This is a genomic window from Amycolatopsis lurida (assembly GCF_900105055.1).
Taxonomy (GTDB): Bacteria; Actinomycetota; Actinomycetes; order Mycobacteriales; family Pseudonocardiaceae; genus Amycolatopsis; species Amycolatopsis lurida.
This window is the reverse complement of sequence record NZ_FNTA01000004.1, coordinates 5,162,304-5,177,040: the sequence shown is the minus strand read 5'-3', so window position 1 is coordinate 5,177,040 and position 14,737 is coordinate 5,162,304. Positions and strand designations below refer to the sequence as shown.

General features: G+C 67.4%; 17 protein-coding genes. 2 read left to right on the top strand and 15 right to left on the bottom strand.

All coding sequences use genetic code 11. The annotated features are described in order from the left end of the window. Positions 1-7: 7 nt before the first annotated feature. Positions 8-1,168 (bottom strand): MFS transporter, encoded by a 1,161-nt coding sequence (locus BLW75_RS29940; RefSeq protein ID WP_034305718.1) that lies wholly within the window; start codon positions 1,166-1,168, stop codon positions 8-10. Between the two features lie 77 nt (positions 1,169-1,245). On the opposite strand from BLW75_RS29940, the gene BLW75_RS29935 reads away from it, so the two are divergent. Then, complete coding sequence (locus tag BLW75_RS29935) at positions 1,246-1,803, top strand: helix-turn-helix domain-containing protein (RefSeq protein ID WP_034305722.1); 558 nt, start codon at positions 1,246-1,248, stop codon at positions 1,801-1,803. 2 nt (positions 1,804-1,805) lie between these two features. On the opposite strand, the gene BLW75_RS29930 is transcribed toward BLW75_RS29935, so the two are convergent. The 14 genes from BLW75_RS29930 to BLW75_RS29875 all read right to left on the bottom strand — a co-directional run bounded on the left by BLW75_RS29930 (position 1,806) and on the right by BLW75_RS29875 (position 13,682). After that, complete coding sequence (locus tag BLW75_RS29930) at positions 1,806-2,213, bottom strand: VOC family protein (RefSeq protein WP_034305988.1); 408 nt, start codon at positions 2,211-2,213, stop codon at positions 1,806-1,808. 25 nt (positions 2,214-2,238) lie between these two features. Next, entirely contained in the window at positions 2,239-3,603 is a 1,365-nt protein-coding gene (locus BLW75_RS29925; protein WP_091598597.1) for a pyridoxal phosphate-dependent decarboxylase family protein, read from the bottom strand. Next, positions 3,600-4,052, bottom strand: coding sequence for a DUF6463 family protein (locus BLW75_RS29920; protein ID WP_091598594.1), 453 nt, complete (start codon positions 4,050-4,052; stop codon positions 3,600-3,602). The genes BLW75_RS29925 and BLW75_RS29920 overlap by 4 nt, the downstream gene beginning before the upstream one ends. 80 nt (positions 4,053-4,132) lie before the next feature. After that, positions 4,133-4,777 (bottom strand): response regulator, encoded by a 645-nt coding sequence (locus tag BLW75_RS29915; protein ID WP_034305724.1) that lies wholly within the window; start codon positions 4,775-4,777, stop codon positions 4,133-4,135. Then, entirely contained in the window at positions 4,774-6,006 is a 1,233-nt protein-coding gene (locus BLW75_RS29910) for a sensor histidine kinase (RefSeq protein WP_158005346.1), read from the bottom strand. The genes BLW75_RS29915 and BLW75_RS29910 overlap by 4 nt, the downstream gene beginning before the upstream one ends. A 141-nt stretch (positions 6,007-6,147) precedes the next feature. Continuing rightward, positions 6,148-6,456, bottom strand: coding sequence for an ANTAR domain-containing protein (locus BLW75_RS29905; RefSeq protein ID WP_034305726.1), 309 nt, complete (start codon positions 6,454-6,456; stop codon positions 6,148-6,150). A 448-nt stretch (positions 6,457-6,904) separates the two neighbouring features. Next, complete coding sequence (locus tag BLW75_RS29900; protein WP_034305729.1) at positions 6,905-8,293, bottom strand: tyrosine-type recombinase/integrase; 1,389 nt, start codon at positions 8,291-8,293, stop codon at positions 6,905-6,907. Continuing rightward, complete coding sequence (locus BLW75_RS29895; RefSeq protein ID WP_034306001.1) at positions 8,290-8,493, bottom strand: helix-turn-helix transcriptional regulator; 204 nt, start codon at positions 8,491-8,493, stop codon at positions 8,290-8,292. Before BLW75_RS29895 ends, BLW75_RS29900 begins: the two co-directional genes overlap by 4 nt. 13 nt (positions 8,494-8,506) lie before the next feature. Beyond that, positions 8,507-10,177, bottom strand: coding sequence for a replication initiator (locus BLW75_RS29890; protein WP_395766726.1), 1,671 nt, complete (start codon positions 10,175-10,177; stop codon positions 8,507-8,509). Further along, the gene (locus BLW75_RS29885; RefSeq protein ID WP_091598587.1) at positions 10,174-11,757 is read right to left on the bottom strand and encodes an FtsK/SpoIIIE domain-containing protein; all 1,584 of its coding nucleotides are present in this window, start codon (positions 11,755-11,757) and stop codon (positions 10,174-10,176) included. Before BLW75_RS29885 ends, BLW75_RS29890 begins: the two co-directional genes overlap by 4 nt. A gap of 349 nt (positions 11,758-12,106) precedes the next feature. Beyond that, positions 12,107-12,235, bottom strand: coding sequence for a helix-turn-helix domain-containing protein (locus BLW75_RS44220; RefSeq protein WP_425266435.1), 129 nt, complete (start codon positions 12,233-12,235; stop codon positions 12,107-12,109). 176 nt (positions 12,236-12,411) lie between these two features. Continuing rightward, positions 12,412-12,669 (bottom strand): AMED_5909 family protein, encoded by a 258-nt coding sequence (locus BLW75_RS42415; RefSeq protein ID WP_034305732.1) that lies wholly within the window; start codon positions 12,667-12,669, stop codon positions 12,412-12,414. After that, entirely contained in the window at positions 12,653-12,916 is a 264-nt protein-coding gene (locus tag BLW75_RS29880) for a hypothetical protein (protein ID WP_091598584.1), read from the bottom strand. The genes BLW75_RS42415 and BLW75_RS29880 overlap by 17 nt, the downstream gene beginning before the upstream one ends. 295 nt (positions 12,917-13,211) lie before the next feature. After that, entirely contained in the window at positions 13,212-13,682 is a 471-nt protein-coding gene (locus BLW75_RS29875; RefSeq protein WP_034305736.1) for a hypothetical protein, read from the bottom strand. Between the two features lie 161 nt (positions 13,683-13,843). On the opposite strand from BLW75_RS29875, the gene BLW75_RS29870 reads away from it, so the two are divergent. Further along, entirely contained in the window at positions 13,844-14,728 is an 885-nt protein-coding gene (locus BLW75_RS29870; RefSeq protein ID WP_143055368.1) for a hypothetical protein, read from the top strand. Positions 14,729-14,737: the final 9 nt, after the last annotated feature.

Below are 14,737 nucleotides of genomic sequence, written 5' to 3'. Positions count from 1 at the left end.
TCGCATGCTAGCAAGTGAGCATGCGATCACGCGAGCGATCGAGGAGGACCAGCGGGATCGTGGCCAGCGCCAGCGCCGCGCCGATCCACGGGATCGCGGTCAGCGAGGCCCCCAGATTCAGCGCCCCGGCGGCGAAGGCCGGGGTGAGGCTGATGCCCAGCTGGAACGCCGAGACCGTGGTCGCGCCGGCGAGGGTCGGAGCGGAAGCGGCGATCGTGAAGACCCGCCCGTAGAGCGCCGGATTGAGCACAAAGGCCGCGACACCCAGCAGGAACACCGTCGGCACGACCACCCAGGCGGAAGTCGCGAAAAGCGCGAGCAGTACCGAAAAGACCGCGATACCGGCGCCGCCGCCCAGCAGCGCGTGGTGCGGACGACGATCCGAGATCCGGCCGCCGAGCGACAGTCCGGCGAAGGCGCCGGTCCCGAACAGCGCGAGGACCGCGGGGATCCAGACCGCGGGCAAGACGTCCGCGAGCATCGCCGCCAGGTAGTTGAAGGACACCATGTACGCGGCCGTACTGAGGATGGTGACCGCGTAAACGCCCCAGAGGCGCGGCGTCCGCATGGCGCGCAGTTCACCCGAAAGGCTCGGGGCGGCGGACGTGGTGGCAGGCAGGCCGACGGCACAGGCGACCACACCCAGTGCGGTGAGCGCGACGACACCCCAGAAGCCGCCGGTCCAGTCGGTGAGGTTGCTCAGCAGGGTGCCCGCCGGTCCCCCGGCCACCATGGCGACACTGAGCCCGGCGACGACGACCCCCGAGGCACGGGCGTTGCGGTCGGGTGTCACCAGGCTGATCGCGGTCACGGCGGCGACGGCGAAGAAACCGGCGTAGGCGAGACCGGCGAGGAACCTGGTGACCAGGAGGATCCAGTAGTCGTCGGCGAGCAGGCCGACCGCGATGGCGGCGGCGAAGACGGCCTGCGTGGTCAGCAAGGCCGTCCGCCGCGGCCACTTCAGGCTCAGCACGGCGAACGGCGGGCCGCCGAGGACGACCCCGAGGGCGAACGCGGTGATGAGCGCGCCCGCGGACGACAGGGAGACGCCGAGATCGGCGGCGGCCGCGGGCAGGACGCCGGCCATCAGGAACTCGGCGCTCCCCATCGCGAACAGGCTGAAAGCCAGGAGGTAGACCCCGGCGGGAAGGCGTTTCGTCTCGATCATGCCGCCAGCATCGGAAGATTCTGGCTGTTTCGGCAAAGAACTTTGCCGGAATCGGGACGAGATGCTGAGCTGGCGGCATGGAGAGCCAACCCACCGTCACCGCGGCGATCGAACAGATCGCGCCCCGGTTGCGCCGCGCCCGCGAGAAGAAGGGCACCACGCTCGTGGAACTCAGCCGCGCCACCGGCATCTCCACCAGCACCCTGTCCCGTCTCGAATCCGGGCAGCGCAAACCGAGCCTCGAACTGCTGCTGCCGGTGATCGCCGCGCTGGGCCTGCGCGTCGACGAGATCGTCTTCTCACCGAGAGTGCTCGAAGCACCCGCGGACGGCCGGGTTCTCATCCCGCTCACCCGGCACGAGGACGGGCCCCGCGCCTACAAGATGACGATTCCGGCGAGCGACGACGAACCCCATCCGCGAACGCACGGCGGACGCGAGTGGCTCTACGTGCTGCGGGGCAGGCTCCGGCTCGTGCTCGGCGACCAAGACGTCGTGCTCGGCGCGGGCGAGGCCGCCGAGTTCGACTGCCGGACGCCGCACTGGTTCGGCGCCACCGGCCGCGGGCGGGTCGAGGTGCTCAGCCTGTTCGGCGAACAGGGCGAACGGGTCCACGTCCGCGCCCGCACCCGGTGAGCTCAGACGCGCTGCTGGATACGGATCAAGTTCCCCGACGGGTCGCGGACGGCGCCGTCACGCAGGCCGTACGGCTGGTCGGTGGGCTCCTGGATGACCTCGGCGCCCGACTCCTGCAGGTGCTTGAAGAGACCGTCGAGATCGTCGGAGGAGAACAGGATGCTCGCGTAGGTGCCCTTGGCCATCATCTCGCCGATGACGCGGCGTTCGTCCTCGGTGATACCCGGGTCGACGGCGGGCGGGTGCAGCACGATCGACACCGCCTGTCCCGGCGGGCCGACGGTGATCCAGCGCATGCCGTCGTAGCCGACGTCGTTGCGCACCTCGAAGCCGAGGGTGTCGCGGTAGAAGGCCAGTGCGGCTTCGGGGTCGGTCTGCGGGAGGAAGCTCCCGTGAATGGCGATGTCCATGACGGTCACGCTAGGTGAGGCCGGTTCACGACGCTTCTCGATTCCTGATCGCCTCGATCGCGGCGACACTGCGGTCGACGTCCGCTTCGGTCGTGCTCCAGTTGGACACGGAGACGCGCATCAGGCGCATGCCGTGCCAGGTGGTCGCGCCCATCCAGCATTCGCCGGAACGCTGAAGGGCCTCGACGACCCGGTCCGTGTCGTCGCCGAAGCTGACGAGCACCTGGTTCAGCACCACGTCGTTCACGACGGTGACGCCTTCGCACGCATCGAGTTTCTCGGCGAACCTCCTGGCCAGCGCACAGCACCGGTCGATCAGCTCGGCGATCCCCGAGCGGCCGAGTTCGCTGAGCGCCGCCCACGTCGCGAACCCTCGCGCCCGGCGGGAGGATTCCGGCACGAAGTCGCTCGGCGCCCGCACCCCACCCTCCCCCTGGCCGGTCAGGTACGCGGCGGTGAGCGCCATCGCGGCCCGGTGCGACTCGGGATGGGCACAGAAGGCGTACCCGCAGTCGTAGGGCACGTTGAGCCACTTGTGCCCGTCGACCGCCCAGGAGTCGGCCTTCGCCAGCCCCGTGGTCAGCCGTCGGAGTGAGGGGGCGGCGGCCGCCCAGAGCCCGAACGCGCCGTCGACGTGCACCCAAGCTCCATGACGGTGGGCGATCTCCGTCGCCGCGGCGACGTCGTCGAACGCGCCCGTGTTCACGTTCCCGGCCTGGAGGCAAACGATTGCGGGCCCGTCGAGCTTCCGTTCGAGATCGGCGATGTCGATGGCGCCTTGGCCGTCCGCGCGCACCGGCCTGACCGCGTCCGTGCCCAGGCCGAGCAAGCGGAGCGATCGGTCGATCGTCGCGTGCCGCTCCTCACTGGCGACGACCGGCAGCGGCGGCGCCCCGTGCAACCCGCGGCGCTCGACGTCCCACCCGGCCCGCGCCAGGACGTGATGCCGGGCGGCGGCGAGGCCGACCGTGTTCGCGCCCTGCCCGCCGGTCACGAAACCGAACGAGGCGCCGGACGGCAGGCCGAGGACGTCCTTGAGCCATTCGCCCGCCACCTCCTCGACGATCGCGGCGGCCGGTGAGGTGATCTTGTTGAACGCGGGCTGGTCCCAGCCGGTCGCCAGCATGTCGGCCGCCGTCGCGGCGTCCAGCGCGCCACCGGTGACGAAACCGAAGTACCTCGGCCCGGTGTTCGCCACCAGCGCCGGCTCGACGGCGTCGGCCAGCCGCCGGATCACGTCGGCGGGCGCGGCGGGTTTCTCGGGCAGGTCGCCGAGCTTCTCCCGGACGCCCGTCGTGTCTTCGGGAAAGACCGGGACGTCGGCGACGCTTTCGCGGTAACGGGTGACACGGGCGGCGACATCGGCCAGCAGATCCCCCAGTTCGGTCATTCGTTCATGATTCCACGACCGCGCCGGGCTCCTGCCAGAAAAAGCGAGCCGACGAGCAGCAGGGCGATCGTTCCGGCGTCGAAACCGCCCAGCAGTCCGAGCAGGACCGCCCACGCGAGGACGCCCGAGCCCAGCCAGGCGGGCACGCGTTCGCCGCGCCGCGTGTGCCGGAGCACCAGCCCGCCGAGCAGAAGCAGCGGCACCCCGAAACTGCCAGGGCTGAGCCAGAACGCCTCGGCCATGGGCAGCCGGTCGGGCGTGGGGTCCAGCGTGACCGTGTTGAAGAATCCTTCGTCGAAGATCCGCGCCCAGACGTCCTGGCGCATGAAGCCGGCGACGACGGTGTGGAAGAGGCCGCCGCCCAGCGCGAGAATCCCGCCCCAGGTGGCAGGGTCGCGCCACCGGGCGCGGGTGATGGTCGCTTCGGCGGTTGTGTCTGTTGTCGTCATGCGCATCAGGCTGCTCGCCTGTTCGGCGGGAATCCTCGCCCTGAGGTCGCCGGTACCTCCACCGAAATGATGAGATCGGCTCAGCTCGGACGCACGAGTCCGTTCTCGTACGCGAAGATCACCGCCTGCACCCGGTCACGGACCTCGAGCTTGGCGAGCAGATGACCGACGTGCGTTTTGACCGTGGCTTCGGAGAGGAAGAGCCGCTGCGCGGTCTCGGCGTTGGAGTATCCCTGCGCGATCTCGAGCAACACGTCGCGTTCGCGCGCGGTGAGCCGCTTCAGCAACGAAGAAGTGTCGCGTGCGACCGCGAGCTGATCCAGCATGCGCCGGGTCGTGGAGCGCGCGATCACGGCATCGCCGGCATGGACGGCGCGGATGGCGTGCAGCACCTCGCCGGCCGAAGCGTCCTTGAGCAGGAACCCGCTCGCGCCGGCGCGCAGACCGGCGATGGCGTACTCGTCGAGGTCGAACGTCGTCAGCAGGATCACCTTGGGCGCGTTCTCGCGGGCGGCGACCACTCCGGTGGCCTCGACCCCGTCCATCCGCGGCATCTGGACGTCCATCAGCACGACGTCGACCTTGGTCTCGGCGAGCTTCGAGACCGCCTCCACGCCATCGGCGGCCTGGACGACGATCCGGATGTCGTCGGTCGCGTCGACGACCATGGCCAAGCCGGTCCGGACCAGTTCCTGGTCGTCGACCAGTGCCACGTCGATCGTCATCTCGAAGCTCCCTGTTCGCCGACGCGGAACTCCGCGCGCACCTTGAAACCGCCGTCGACCGGACCGGCCTCGAACGTACCGCCCGCGGCGCGCACGCGGTCCCGGACGCCACTCAGGCCGGCGCCCGTGCCGGGAAGCGACGGCCGTTCGCCGGCGCCGGCTCCGTCGTCCTCGACGACGAACACCGACGCCTGCGGAGTGTGCGTGATCGTGACAGAGACACCCGTGCGGGGGCCCGCGTGCTTGACGCTGTTGGTCAAACCCTCCTGGACCAGCCGGTACGCGGCCATGGCGGCGCTCGCCGTCAGCGCGCCGGGCCGCCCTCGCTCGGTCAGCCGGACATCGACGCCCGTCGCGCGGACCCGGTCCACCAACGCCGGGATCCCGGCGAGCGAGGGCCGCGGCTCGGTCTCCTGCAACACCCGCAGCGTGTCCCGCATGTCGGCCAGCGCCTCGCGGGCGGTCCCGGCGATGACGGAAAGCGCCTGCGCCGCGCGGTCCGGCGCTCGGGAGGCGATGGCGGAGCCGCCTTCGGCCTGACGCACGATGACCGCCAGTGAATGGGCGACGATGTCGTGCATGTCGCGGGCGATGCGCTGTCGTTCGCCGGCCGCGGCACGCTCGGCGGCTTCCGCGGCCTCGTCGGCGAGGCGCCGCCGCCGGTCGAACCGGAACCGGCCGACGGCCCAGGTGCCCGCCACCGCCGCGACCAGTGCGAGAACGGCCAGTAGCAGCGTGAGCCACCCCGCGGGGAGCGCGCCGTAGGCCGTCGCCGTCCGAGCGGTGCACAGCAACGCGCCGAGCACGCTGATCCCGAGGGCGAGCAGGCTCTCGCGCCGCGGGCGGCGCGCGGCGACGGCGTACAGGAGCACCAGATAGGCCGCTGACGCCGGGAGAAAGAACAGCGGGATCTCCATGCTGTCGCCGTCACTGGCCAGCCCCAATGGCGCGGGCCGGACCACCGTGTTCGGCAACGCGACGGTCACCGCCATCGCGAGTCCGGCGGCGGCGAACGCGGGCACGGTGGCGATCCGCCGCACCGCGACGCCAGCGAGCACCGCGCATCCGCAAAGGCCGGCCACCCACAGCACCCAGGCCGGGGAATCGGCCACCAGGAGGATGTCGAGCGAAGGCGGCCCCAGCAGTGCCGCGACGGCCAGGGCGAAAAGGACGTCCAAGACGAGCGGGTGTGTGCGCGTCCACCGGTCCACGCGGTCGGTCCACGTCACGGCCACGATCGTAGACATCGCAGCAGGCTCACGACGGGATAGCTGCCCGGCTACTGGTTGAACCGAAACAGCTATCCCAACCCTTGTACCACTACAGCTTGGGAGTCGTCCACACGAGCCTGTGGTCCGCAAACTGGCGAGCTACGCACTGCCCTCGGACAGTCCGCCGAAGAACGGCCTGACCTCTGCGAGAACGCGGTCGTACACGCGCGGATCAAGCCCGGACGCCCCGCTGCCGCTACCCGCGGCTACCACTACCGCCGCTACGTCGTGCAGCTTCACGTTCGTGTGCTGAGAGATGTCCACGAGCGCTTCGAAGGCTTCATCGGGCCCCCACGTACGCAACACCATGAACATGCCCTTGGCCTGCTCGATCACGGGCAGTGAGTACATGGCTTCTCTCAGTTGCCCGAGTTCCGCCGCCCCCTCGAACTCGTCGTGCGACCTCATGCGGTCATCTCACCGCAGCCGGACTCGCAACACCACATCCCACGCCAGTGAAGATCAACTCTCGCTCGGTCGGCCACATCACATCCCTGGCCGCGCCCGGCGGGGAAGAGGTACGGGACGAACCGCGTGACCAGGCCGTCATGTGACGTTGGGAAACCTTGTTTGACCTGCGTCGGAATGCCCCGGTACCGTAGGGCGTTAGCACTCTTGTCGGCAGAGTCCCGACGAAAATCCAGTTACACTCTGCGACCGCCCGCCCAGCAGGTTCAGGGCACATTTCCTTGTCTCGCAACAGAAGCGCCCCGTTGCCGAAGTATCAGCGTCTGGCACCGTCTGTGACTGTCTCCGGCGGCTTGGTGGCGTCCACGGAACAGGTACGGAACAGATCCGGAACGCGGATATGCCCCCGGACCTGGTGTTTGTCCGAGGGCATATCCACTCTAGCTCGCTACTCGCCGCCATCGTCCAGGAAGCCTTCGATCCGGCGATTCGCGGCGTCTCGCGTCCCGTGGACGAACTTCGCGTAGATCTTCGTCAGCATGTCGACCGTGTGCCCAGCTCGCTCCGCGACGTCAGGCAGAGCGACACCCGCAGCGATCCACGACGAGACCGCCGCATGGCGAAGGTCGTACGGCCGAGCGGCCAGCGGCGAGGCGACCTCTCCCGGCAGCAGCGCCAGCGGCCGGACCAACCTCCAAATGTCGCTGTAAGAAGACTGGCTGATCGGACCGCCCTCGCTGGTTCGGAACAGCCGACCATCCGCCGCCAGGCCCTCCCTGTCGATGTACTCGGACAAGATCCGAACAAGTACCGGAGGGATCGGGACGGTTCGCCGATGTTCCTCCGGACGGTGCTTCAACGATCGAACCTGGTACGTCTCGCCGTCGTCGCTGTACCGCGCGGCGGAACTCCCTAGGGAACTCGGCAGGACCAACTCACCCCAACCCGACTGGGGCAGCTTGCAATGCACGTCAGCAAGAAAGCGAGCCTCACCAGGCCGAAGCGCGGCGTAGTAGAGCGTGGCGAAGAAGGGCCGCCACGACCGGTTCCCGCCGCGCGGGCGAACGTAGGTGACCGCAGTCAGCAACTCTCGAGCCTGGACCGGGTTCACGACCACTCCAGGGTCAACCTCTCGCTCACTACCGAAGTGAACCAACTTCACCCCAGACAGCGGATTCCCTCCGAGGTAGCCACGCCGCTCGGCGAAGTCGAGAGCCGGAAGCACCGCGCTCTTACGGGTGTCGACTGTCCGCGTAGCCGCCTGCCGACCATCGAGCTTCCGTCGAAGCGCCCGCCCAAGCTCCAAGATCCCGTCTTCACTCGCAAGGTCACCCACCTTCCGCGAGTGACCCTCAAGCCAGGCCGCTACGTCTCGAATCTCGTCCGACGGCTCAACCCGGGAAACCTCAGGCGGCAGCACAAACGTTGTCAGCGCACGCCGCACCAAGGCCGGTTCAATCCCCGGTTCATCGGACAGAAACCCTTGTACAGCAACAGCAAGGCCATCTACGAGCCGATCACGTGAGCGAGGCGACATGTCCGGCCAGACCTGCGCAAGGTACTCACGCGCCACCCGCAGCAACGTCGGAGATCGTTCCTCCCGGTAGATCGATTCGGGTAGTCCGGTCTCAATGTCGAAGGCTTCGCCACGATTCATAGCCTGCTGAAGCTTGGACAGTTCAGCCTTCGCCAATGCCTTGGTGGCAAACCATTCCGAGTGTTCTTTGCCCGCCGTGATCCAGCGGACACCGTAAGGCCGCCGACGCTTCTTGCCGGTCTTCTTGTCCGGCGGCATGGTCTTGATCTCCCACAGCCGGACTTGGCGCGTCGGTTTCATGCCGCACGCTCCTGCCTGCCGTTCAGCCACTCTCGCACCGCCGTGAGCGAAAAGCGAAGGTGACCGTTAGGCAGCTTGATAGCCGGAGGCGCCGTGTTGATCTCCCGCCACTCGTACAAGGTGTCTCGACTAATACCCAGGAACTTGCACAGCTCCGGTGTGCTGAGAAGAGTTTCTAGCTGAATCGCGTGGTTGTTCATGTTGTCCCCCAATTCAGGCCGCTAGCGGAGTTGCCGAAGTTTCCGGACGGTCGCTAGGTGGCCCTTGTGCAGCGAGTAGCGCTCGGTCGTACTCCGCTCTCCAGGTGATCCGTTCGGAGATGGCGCGCATCACGAGGTGATCCCGTGGCGGGCAATGGGTGTCGCCAGGTTCGACCTTGCGCCAGACGAACCGGTCAGGTTCGGGTTGTTCCTTGGTGATCCCGACAGCGGCCAGCGCGTCCAGGACGAAGCCCTTCCGGTCCGCCTTGTGATCGGCCACGGTCTTGCCCGACCACTTGCGGGACACCAGCACTCGCCGCCCCGGCAGTCCGAGCGTCGTTCGGCGGTGAGCACGGCCCTTGCAGCGTCCAGGGACGGTCTTTCCGTTGGCTCCCTGGGGGTTGATGCCGTACAGCAGCCACACCGCGCACCGAGGCGAACACGGGGTCACCGACAGCTCCGCGTGCAACCGGTCGTGGTGATCCCGCTGCGCCGCAGAATCGGCCTCGACCACCTCACCCGTGGACTTGGTCAGGTACTTGGTGAGATAGCCGATGTGACGGCCGGATTCTTCCGTGCCGCCCAGGATGCCCTTGGAGTGCACCTGACGGCCGAACGTGACGACGTGCGCGGGTTCCTCCACCGCCTCCCGAGCTTCGTCGAACGACGGCAGAGGTTCCCGCGTATCCGGGTCCACAAAGGAGCGGGAATCCATGTCCCACAACGGTTCCCGGTCGGTGTAGACGATCTCGTCATGGTTGGGCCACCACACCTGGTGATAGGTGGCCTCCGTGACCATCCTGATGACCTCATGAGAGATGGAGCCACGGAGCGCGGTGTGCAGGTGCGGAGCCGCCCGCCGCTGGGGCTCCACGGTGGCGAAGTACTGCACATCCCAGCCGACCACGCGCCGCAGGTTCTGCCACCACCGGTCCACCAGCGCCGAGAAGTGCACCGCGTCCCGAGCCGCCCGCCGGTAGTCATACGTCGACGGGTTCACCGGCGAACCATCGGACCGCACGGGGCCGTAGGTGTCACAGGTGAGCGTGACGAACATCGACGGCCGGAACTTCCCCGCGTACTCACGGCCCACGGTGGTCTTGGCGACCTTGCGGCGTGGCAGGTTCGGTGCGTCCTGCCGCCGCTTCGTGGACCGCTTCACCGGACGCTTCTCCGGGACGTCGAGAGCAGGCAGGCGACCCGTCATCCCGGACGCCCGCAACTCCTCATCCACCGACGCGACCTCCGCGCGCAGCTCCTCCACTTCGACCTCATCACCGGCCGCCACAGCGTCCCGGTAGTGCGCCGCCAGATCAGCCCGGAACTCCAGCAACTCCGTTTGCGTCTCCGACGGGTTTTCCCGTTCGATGACGGGTTCCTCGGTCAAGTGCCAGCCCTCACGGCACTGCGCCTGCCGGAGCGCCTTTGCCTTGCGAGCACAGGGAAGGCACACCGATTCGACCGTCGAACCACAGGGCACGGGCACGTAGCGGATCTCGCCGGTTTCGGTGTCCCCGACCTCCATCGTGAACGGCCGAACACACACGCCGTGCTTCTCCGCAGTGGCCTTCACGACCTCCGCAGAGAGCGCCCCGCGGCTTACCTTGATCCCTACTCCATTCGGGGGTGCCGGCCGGGCAACCGCACCTGCTTCGACCTGGGGATTTGTGGTTGTGCTGGTCATGCCGTCCCCCTCTCGCCGCGCCGGTCTGACAGGTGGATCACCGAGGCGCCGCCGTTGGTGACGTAGTGCTCCAGGTGCTTGATGGTCTGGTCCGGAACCCACCCGGCCCGCACACGCAGGGGTTCGCGGATGCCCTCGCCCCAGACGTAGCCGACACCGGCCGCCGACTCCGGAATCCGGTTCGCCCACGCCCCACGCTCGTACGCGCCGTCCCCGAGGACCATCGGGACCTGACTCTTCGCGGTCACCCGCAGGCAGATACGGCGAGTGAACAGCTCCCGCACCGGAACGGTTTCCTTGGTCGGCTCCTGGACATAGCCCCGGACCGCGAACCCGAGCGCCCGCCCCTGCGTGGTCAGGATCGCCACCCGTTCCACGATCGCGTCACGGGTCTTGCGGTCGGTGTAGCGGGTCAGAGCGCCGATCTCGTCGAACTCCAGCAGCTCCACCGGATACTCCGTCGAGACCGGGACCTGACGAGTGTTCCCGGCGAAGACGCGCTTCCGGTTCTCCAGCTCCTCCATCAGCGCGTCCAGGACTTCCAGCGCTTCCTTGCCGGACACCCCGTAGCGGGCGAAGATCCCGCGCCCATAGGCAAGTTCGACCGCCTTCGGGTCGATCCCGGACACCCGGATGAGACCGGCGCGGATCGGTGCCGCAGCCGACACCAGCGGAGCCCACAGGACCGAGCCCTTCCCCGACCCCGACGCACCAGCCACAAGCGTGTGCGCCCCACCACCGACCAGCGGCAGCGTCCACGGCGTGCCGTACTCGGTCGAACCCGCATAGACCGCCCGCAGATCCACCCCCGAACCGTCCACGGACACCATCTCCGGAACCGGCAGGCACGTCACCGCCGCGTCGAGCAGATCCCGCCGCATGAAGTCGATGGACACCACATCCGGCTCAAGCTCCCGCACCTGACAGCGGGACACCTTGCGCGCCACCGCCAGCTCCCGCGCGACCTCGTCGAAGTCTTCCGGTTTCTGACCCGGAACCAGCCGCACGCGGACCTCATCCCACGACGGACCCGAGCGGACCGACAGCAGTTTCGGCACCGCCACCCCGGACGCCTGACGAGCCTTCGCGACCGCCTCACGCCGACGACGTCGGGACACCAGGTTCACCGTCACATCAACGGGAATCGCGTCGTCCCGGACCGTCAGCCCGCAGGCGTGCAGCCAACCGGCGAGCTTTCGACCGTAGAGCGCCCAACGCAGCCACCACGCCCGCAGCCACCGCCCGCACCACTGGTCATAGCCGACCGCGTCGAGCCGCCACCACGCCAGCAGCACGACCGCCAGCACGCCGACCGTGACGACGAGAGACACCCAGCCCAACACCGTGCACCAGGCCCACAATCCCAGCAGTGCCAGGCAGGTTCGCCAGCGCGTGACGAGTTGCCGAACAGCCCAGCCGACCGCCCGCAGCAGGCCCCACAGCGCCACGCCGAGCACCGCCAACGCGGCCAGCGCCTCGAACACACTCGCCAGGACACGACCGACCTTGGCCAGCACCCACAGCACCACCGCCAGGCCGCCACCCACGACAAGGGTGGCCATGATCTCTTGTGCGTTCATCGCCGACCACCCCGCTTACCAGCGGCGGGAACCACGATCGGCAGCGGCAGCATCCCCATGCACGGGGAGCACTTCTCCTCACCCGGCAGCAGCCGAGCGAACCGTTTGCATTCCGGACAGCGCGTTCGGGTGACCCCCGTTGACTCGCACTGTGTGCCGTCATTTATCTTCGTCATTGTTCACTGCTCCAGTGGACAGGCGCAGAACCGGTTTAGGTTGGTAGCCAGACGGCCGGTTCTGCGTTTTTAGGGACACTTTTAGCCACGTGGGGACGTGTTTGTTCGCCACACGTCCCACGTGCGTTTCTTGTTTCTATATCGATTTTCGTCTGTTGTTTACCGCCAGCTTTCTACTGCCGACCGCGCGGGCGAAGCTGAACCCCCTCAGCCAGCAGAACCCGCCGGGTCTGGCAATAACTCATGCCATGCATGGCAGCCAGTTGCCGGATCGAACGGCCAGCGTTGTAGGCGTTGACCATTCCCGGAGGCGTTGGTGGCAGCGGGATCTTTGGGGGACGGAGCGTGACTCCTGCCCCCAGGAGAGCGATACGGACCGCCCGATAGCTGAACTGATACTGCGCGGCCAGGCCCTCGATCGTTCTGCCTTCATTCACATAACGGTCGACAAGGTCAGCGACCACCTCCCGGTCAAGTGTCATGAGCGGCCTTCCGTCTTTTCCTTAGCGATCTGCGCCGTCAGTGCCTCCGCTTCGCTGTCCTCGTGCGCGACCCAGTACCGCAGTTCGTGATGATGGAAACGGTCCACATCGGACACCGCGCGGTACATCTTTGCGTTGGCCTTCCGCCATTTCAGCCACGTTGCGAGACTCGCGCCAGGCTGAGGTCGAGTGGCCGCCGCGATGTTGTGTGCATCCTTGAGTGTTTGCGGCTCATTCCTACCCGGGGTCGCCATCACAGGCCCCGTTCCGTGCGCGGCTTTCGAGCAGTGCCGCCAGTTCGTCCGCGCAATCGCGGAGTCGGCGAAGGAAGGCCGCCCGGTCCGGCCAGCCGCCGCGATGTTCGGGCGGGCGGATCGTCAGCAATCCCGCCGTGCCCGACAGCACCAGCACCGGGGGCGATCCCGGACCCGAACCAGTCTCCTCCACCGTCACCTCGTCCCACGGACTCATCACCCATGTAGAACTGAGCGCCTCCCGCATACTCGTCACCTCCCGCCCTGCGCTCCCACACACGCGCCTGCTCCTCGAACGCCTGCGCAGCCGACCCCACGGCAGCGACCACCCACCACGGCTGGTCATGATCACCAGCCAGAGCACGCCATGCCTGAGCGACCGCCCGCGACGCCGCTGCCATCTCCCGCGCCACATCCGGATTCGCACCCCGCGACCGCGCATCCGCGTCCGACGCGTCCCGATAGGCGCGGTAAGCCGCCTCCCACGCTGACACCTGCTTGTTCGGCATCACGACATCGCTTCCCTGTAGAAGTCAGTGCCGTCACGCGGCCTTGGCCGAGGACTCACCCGCCGTCGACCGAGGCGCCTTCCCGCCCGAGGCCGAGCCCGCGCCACTCGCCGCCGCCTTGAACCCGGTCGCGCGGAACACGTAGGACAGGTACTTGAACTCACCTTGCCCGGTCACCTTCGGCTCTGCCGTCAGCCCGTCCAGCTCCACAGGCCGCATTCCCGGCATCACCTCAGCCGTCGTCGGCACAGGCTGCACATCGGCCAACAGCGTGATCTCAAACGAAGCGCGCTTCGCTTTCGTCTCCCCGAGGTCCGTCGCCATGAACTTCCACTGCCGCTTTCCAGTGGTCTCGTCGATTCGCTGCCGCACCGGGCGCCCCTGCGCCTTGTCCTCACGCGACTGATACTCGTTGTCCGGCGACACCTCGCCCACCATCACCAGCCCCTGGGGAAACGCATCGTCGTGCTCAACGCTGAATCGGATGCCCTTTTCGATCGCCATATCGTGTTGAACCTTCCCGCTTGTCGGATACGCCTTTACCGGCGTACCTACAACAATCGGCCAAATGAGTGTCCCGTCACGACACCGTCTCGGTCTCGCCTCACAGCGTCTCGCACTCACCTTGTCTCGTCTTGTCTCGTCTCCCGTGCTAGCTTGGTCTCATGAGCCCCGACACCGCAGCTCAGGAAGCCCGGCCGATCGTCCTCAAAGTCCTGCTCAGAGGACGACACTTGCAGAGCTACCGCGCGTTCTGCCGCGAGTACGACAAGGTGGCCGAGAAGATCGACAAGAGCCTCAGGGGCAGCTTTCCCAGCAAAGCCCAGTTCTACCGATGGCTATCCGGAGAACTCGTCGGCCTGCCCTACGCCGACCACTGCCGAATCCTTGAAGCAATGCTTCCCGGCTGGCAGGCCGAACAGCTCTTTGAGTTACATGATGGTGGAATCGAGTTCGTACCCGAACCGCACACGTCTCCAACAACCGAAACCGCGACCCCGCCGAGCTCCGCAATGGAGCCGAACGGCAACCCGGAAGTCTTCGAGGTTTTCCCCCACCGCAGTGCAATCCCGGCCAACCTATGGACCCGGTTACTAGACAACTGCTGTGAACGCATCGACATTCTGTGCCTGGCCGCCCTGTTTCTCGTCGAGCGACCCACTTTTGCGAAGCAGATCAGGCAAAAAGCCAGCGAAGGAGCCAAGATCCGACTCCTGTTTGGCGATCCTGAAGCAGACGAGGCCACCAAGCGCAGCAAAGAAGAACAGCTTGACGCGCGCACCGTCTCCGCTCGCATCCGCAATGCCCTAGCGTTCCTGCGTCCGCTCGATGGCGTACCCGGCATAGAAGCACGGCTGCACACAGCCACGCTCTACAACTCGGTGTTCCGGTTCGACCATGAAATGGTCATCAACACACACGTGTACGGACTCCCGGGTGCGCATGCCCCCGCGCTGCACATCCGACACACGCCAAAGGGCGACATGTTCGAGACCTACATGGAGAGCTTCGAGACCGTCTGGAGTGCCGCCAAGCCGCTGACCTGGTAAGCAAGGAGC

What these genes read in the sequence shown, in the direction of transcription:
- BLW75_RS29940 (WP_034305718.1), bottom strand. Translation starts at nt 1,168, where the DNA reads ATGATCGAGACGAAACGCCTTCCCGCCGGGGTCTACCTCCTGGCTTTC.
- BLW75_RS29935 (WP_034305722.1), top strand. Translation starts at nt 1,246, where the DNA reads ATGGAGAGCCAACCCACCGTCACCGCGGCGATCGAACAGATCGCGCCC.
- BLW75_RS29930 (WP_034305988.1), bottom strand. Translation starts at nt 2,213, where the DNA reads ATGGACATCGCCATTCACGGGAGCTTCCTCCCGCAGACCGACCCCGAA.
- BLW75_RS29925 (WP_091598597.1), bottom strand. Translation starts at nt 3,603, where the DNA reads ATGACCGAACTGGGGGATCTGCTGGCCGATGTCGCCGCCCGTGTCACC.
- BLW75_RS29920 (WP_091598594.1), bottom strand. Translation starts at nt 4,052, where the DNA reads ATGACGACAACAGACACAACCGCCGAAGCGACCATCACCCGCGCCCGG.
- BLW75_RS29915 (WP_034305724.1), bottom strand. Translation starts at nt 4,777, where the DNA reads ATGACGATCGACGTGGCACTGGTCGACGACCAGGAACTGGTCCGGACC.
- BLW75_RS29905 (WP_034305726.1), bottom strand. Translation starts at nt 6,456, where the DNA reads ATGAGGTCGCACGACGAGTTCGAGGGGGCGGCGGAACTCGGGCAACTG.
- BLW75_RS29900 (WP_034305729.1), bottom strand. Translation starts at nt 8,293, where the DNA reads ATGAAACCGACGCGCCAAGTCCGGCTGTGGGAGATCAAGACCATGCCG.
- BLW75_RS29895 (WP_034306001.1), bottom strand. Translation starts at nt 8,493, where the DNA reads ATGAACAACCACGCGATTCAGCTAGAAACTCTTCTCAGCACACCGGAG.
- BLW75_RS29890 (WP_395766726.1), bottom strand. Translation starts at nt 10,177, where the DNA reads ATGACCAGCACAACCACAAATCCCCAGGTCGAAGCAGGTGCGGTTGCC.
- BLW75_RS29885 (WP_091598587.1), bottom strand. Translation starts at nt 11,757, where the DNA reads ATGAACGCACAAGAGATCATGGCCACCCTTGTCGTGGGTGGCGGCCTG.
- BLW75_RS44220 (WP_425266435.1), bottom strand. Translation starts at nt 12,235, where the DNA reads ATGGTCAACGCCTACAACGCTGGCCGTTCGATCCGGCAACTGGCTGCC.
- BLW75_RS42415 (WP_034305732.1), bottom strand. Translation starts at nt 12,669, where the DNA reads ATGGCGACCCCGGGTAGGAATGAGCCGCAAACACTCAAGGATGCACAC.
- BLW75_RS29880 (WP_091598584.1), bottom strand. Translation starts at nt 12,916, where the DNA reads ATGCGGGAGGCGCTCAGTTCTACATGGGTGATGAGTCCGTGGGACGAG.
- BLW75_RS29875 (WP_034305736.1), bottom strand. Translation starts at nt 13,682, where the DNA reads ATGGCGATCGAAAAGGGCATCCGATTCAGCGTTGAGCACGACGATGCG.
- BLW75_RS29870 (WP_143055368.1), top strand. Translation starts at nt 13,844, where the DNA reads ATGAGCCCCGACACCGCAGCTCAGGAAGCCCGGCCGATCGTCCTCAAA.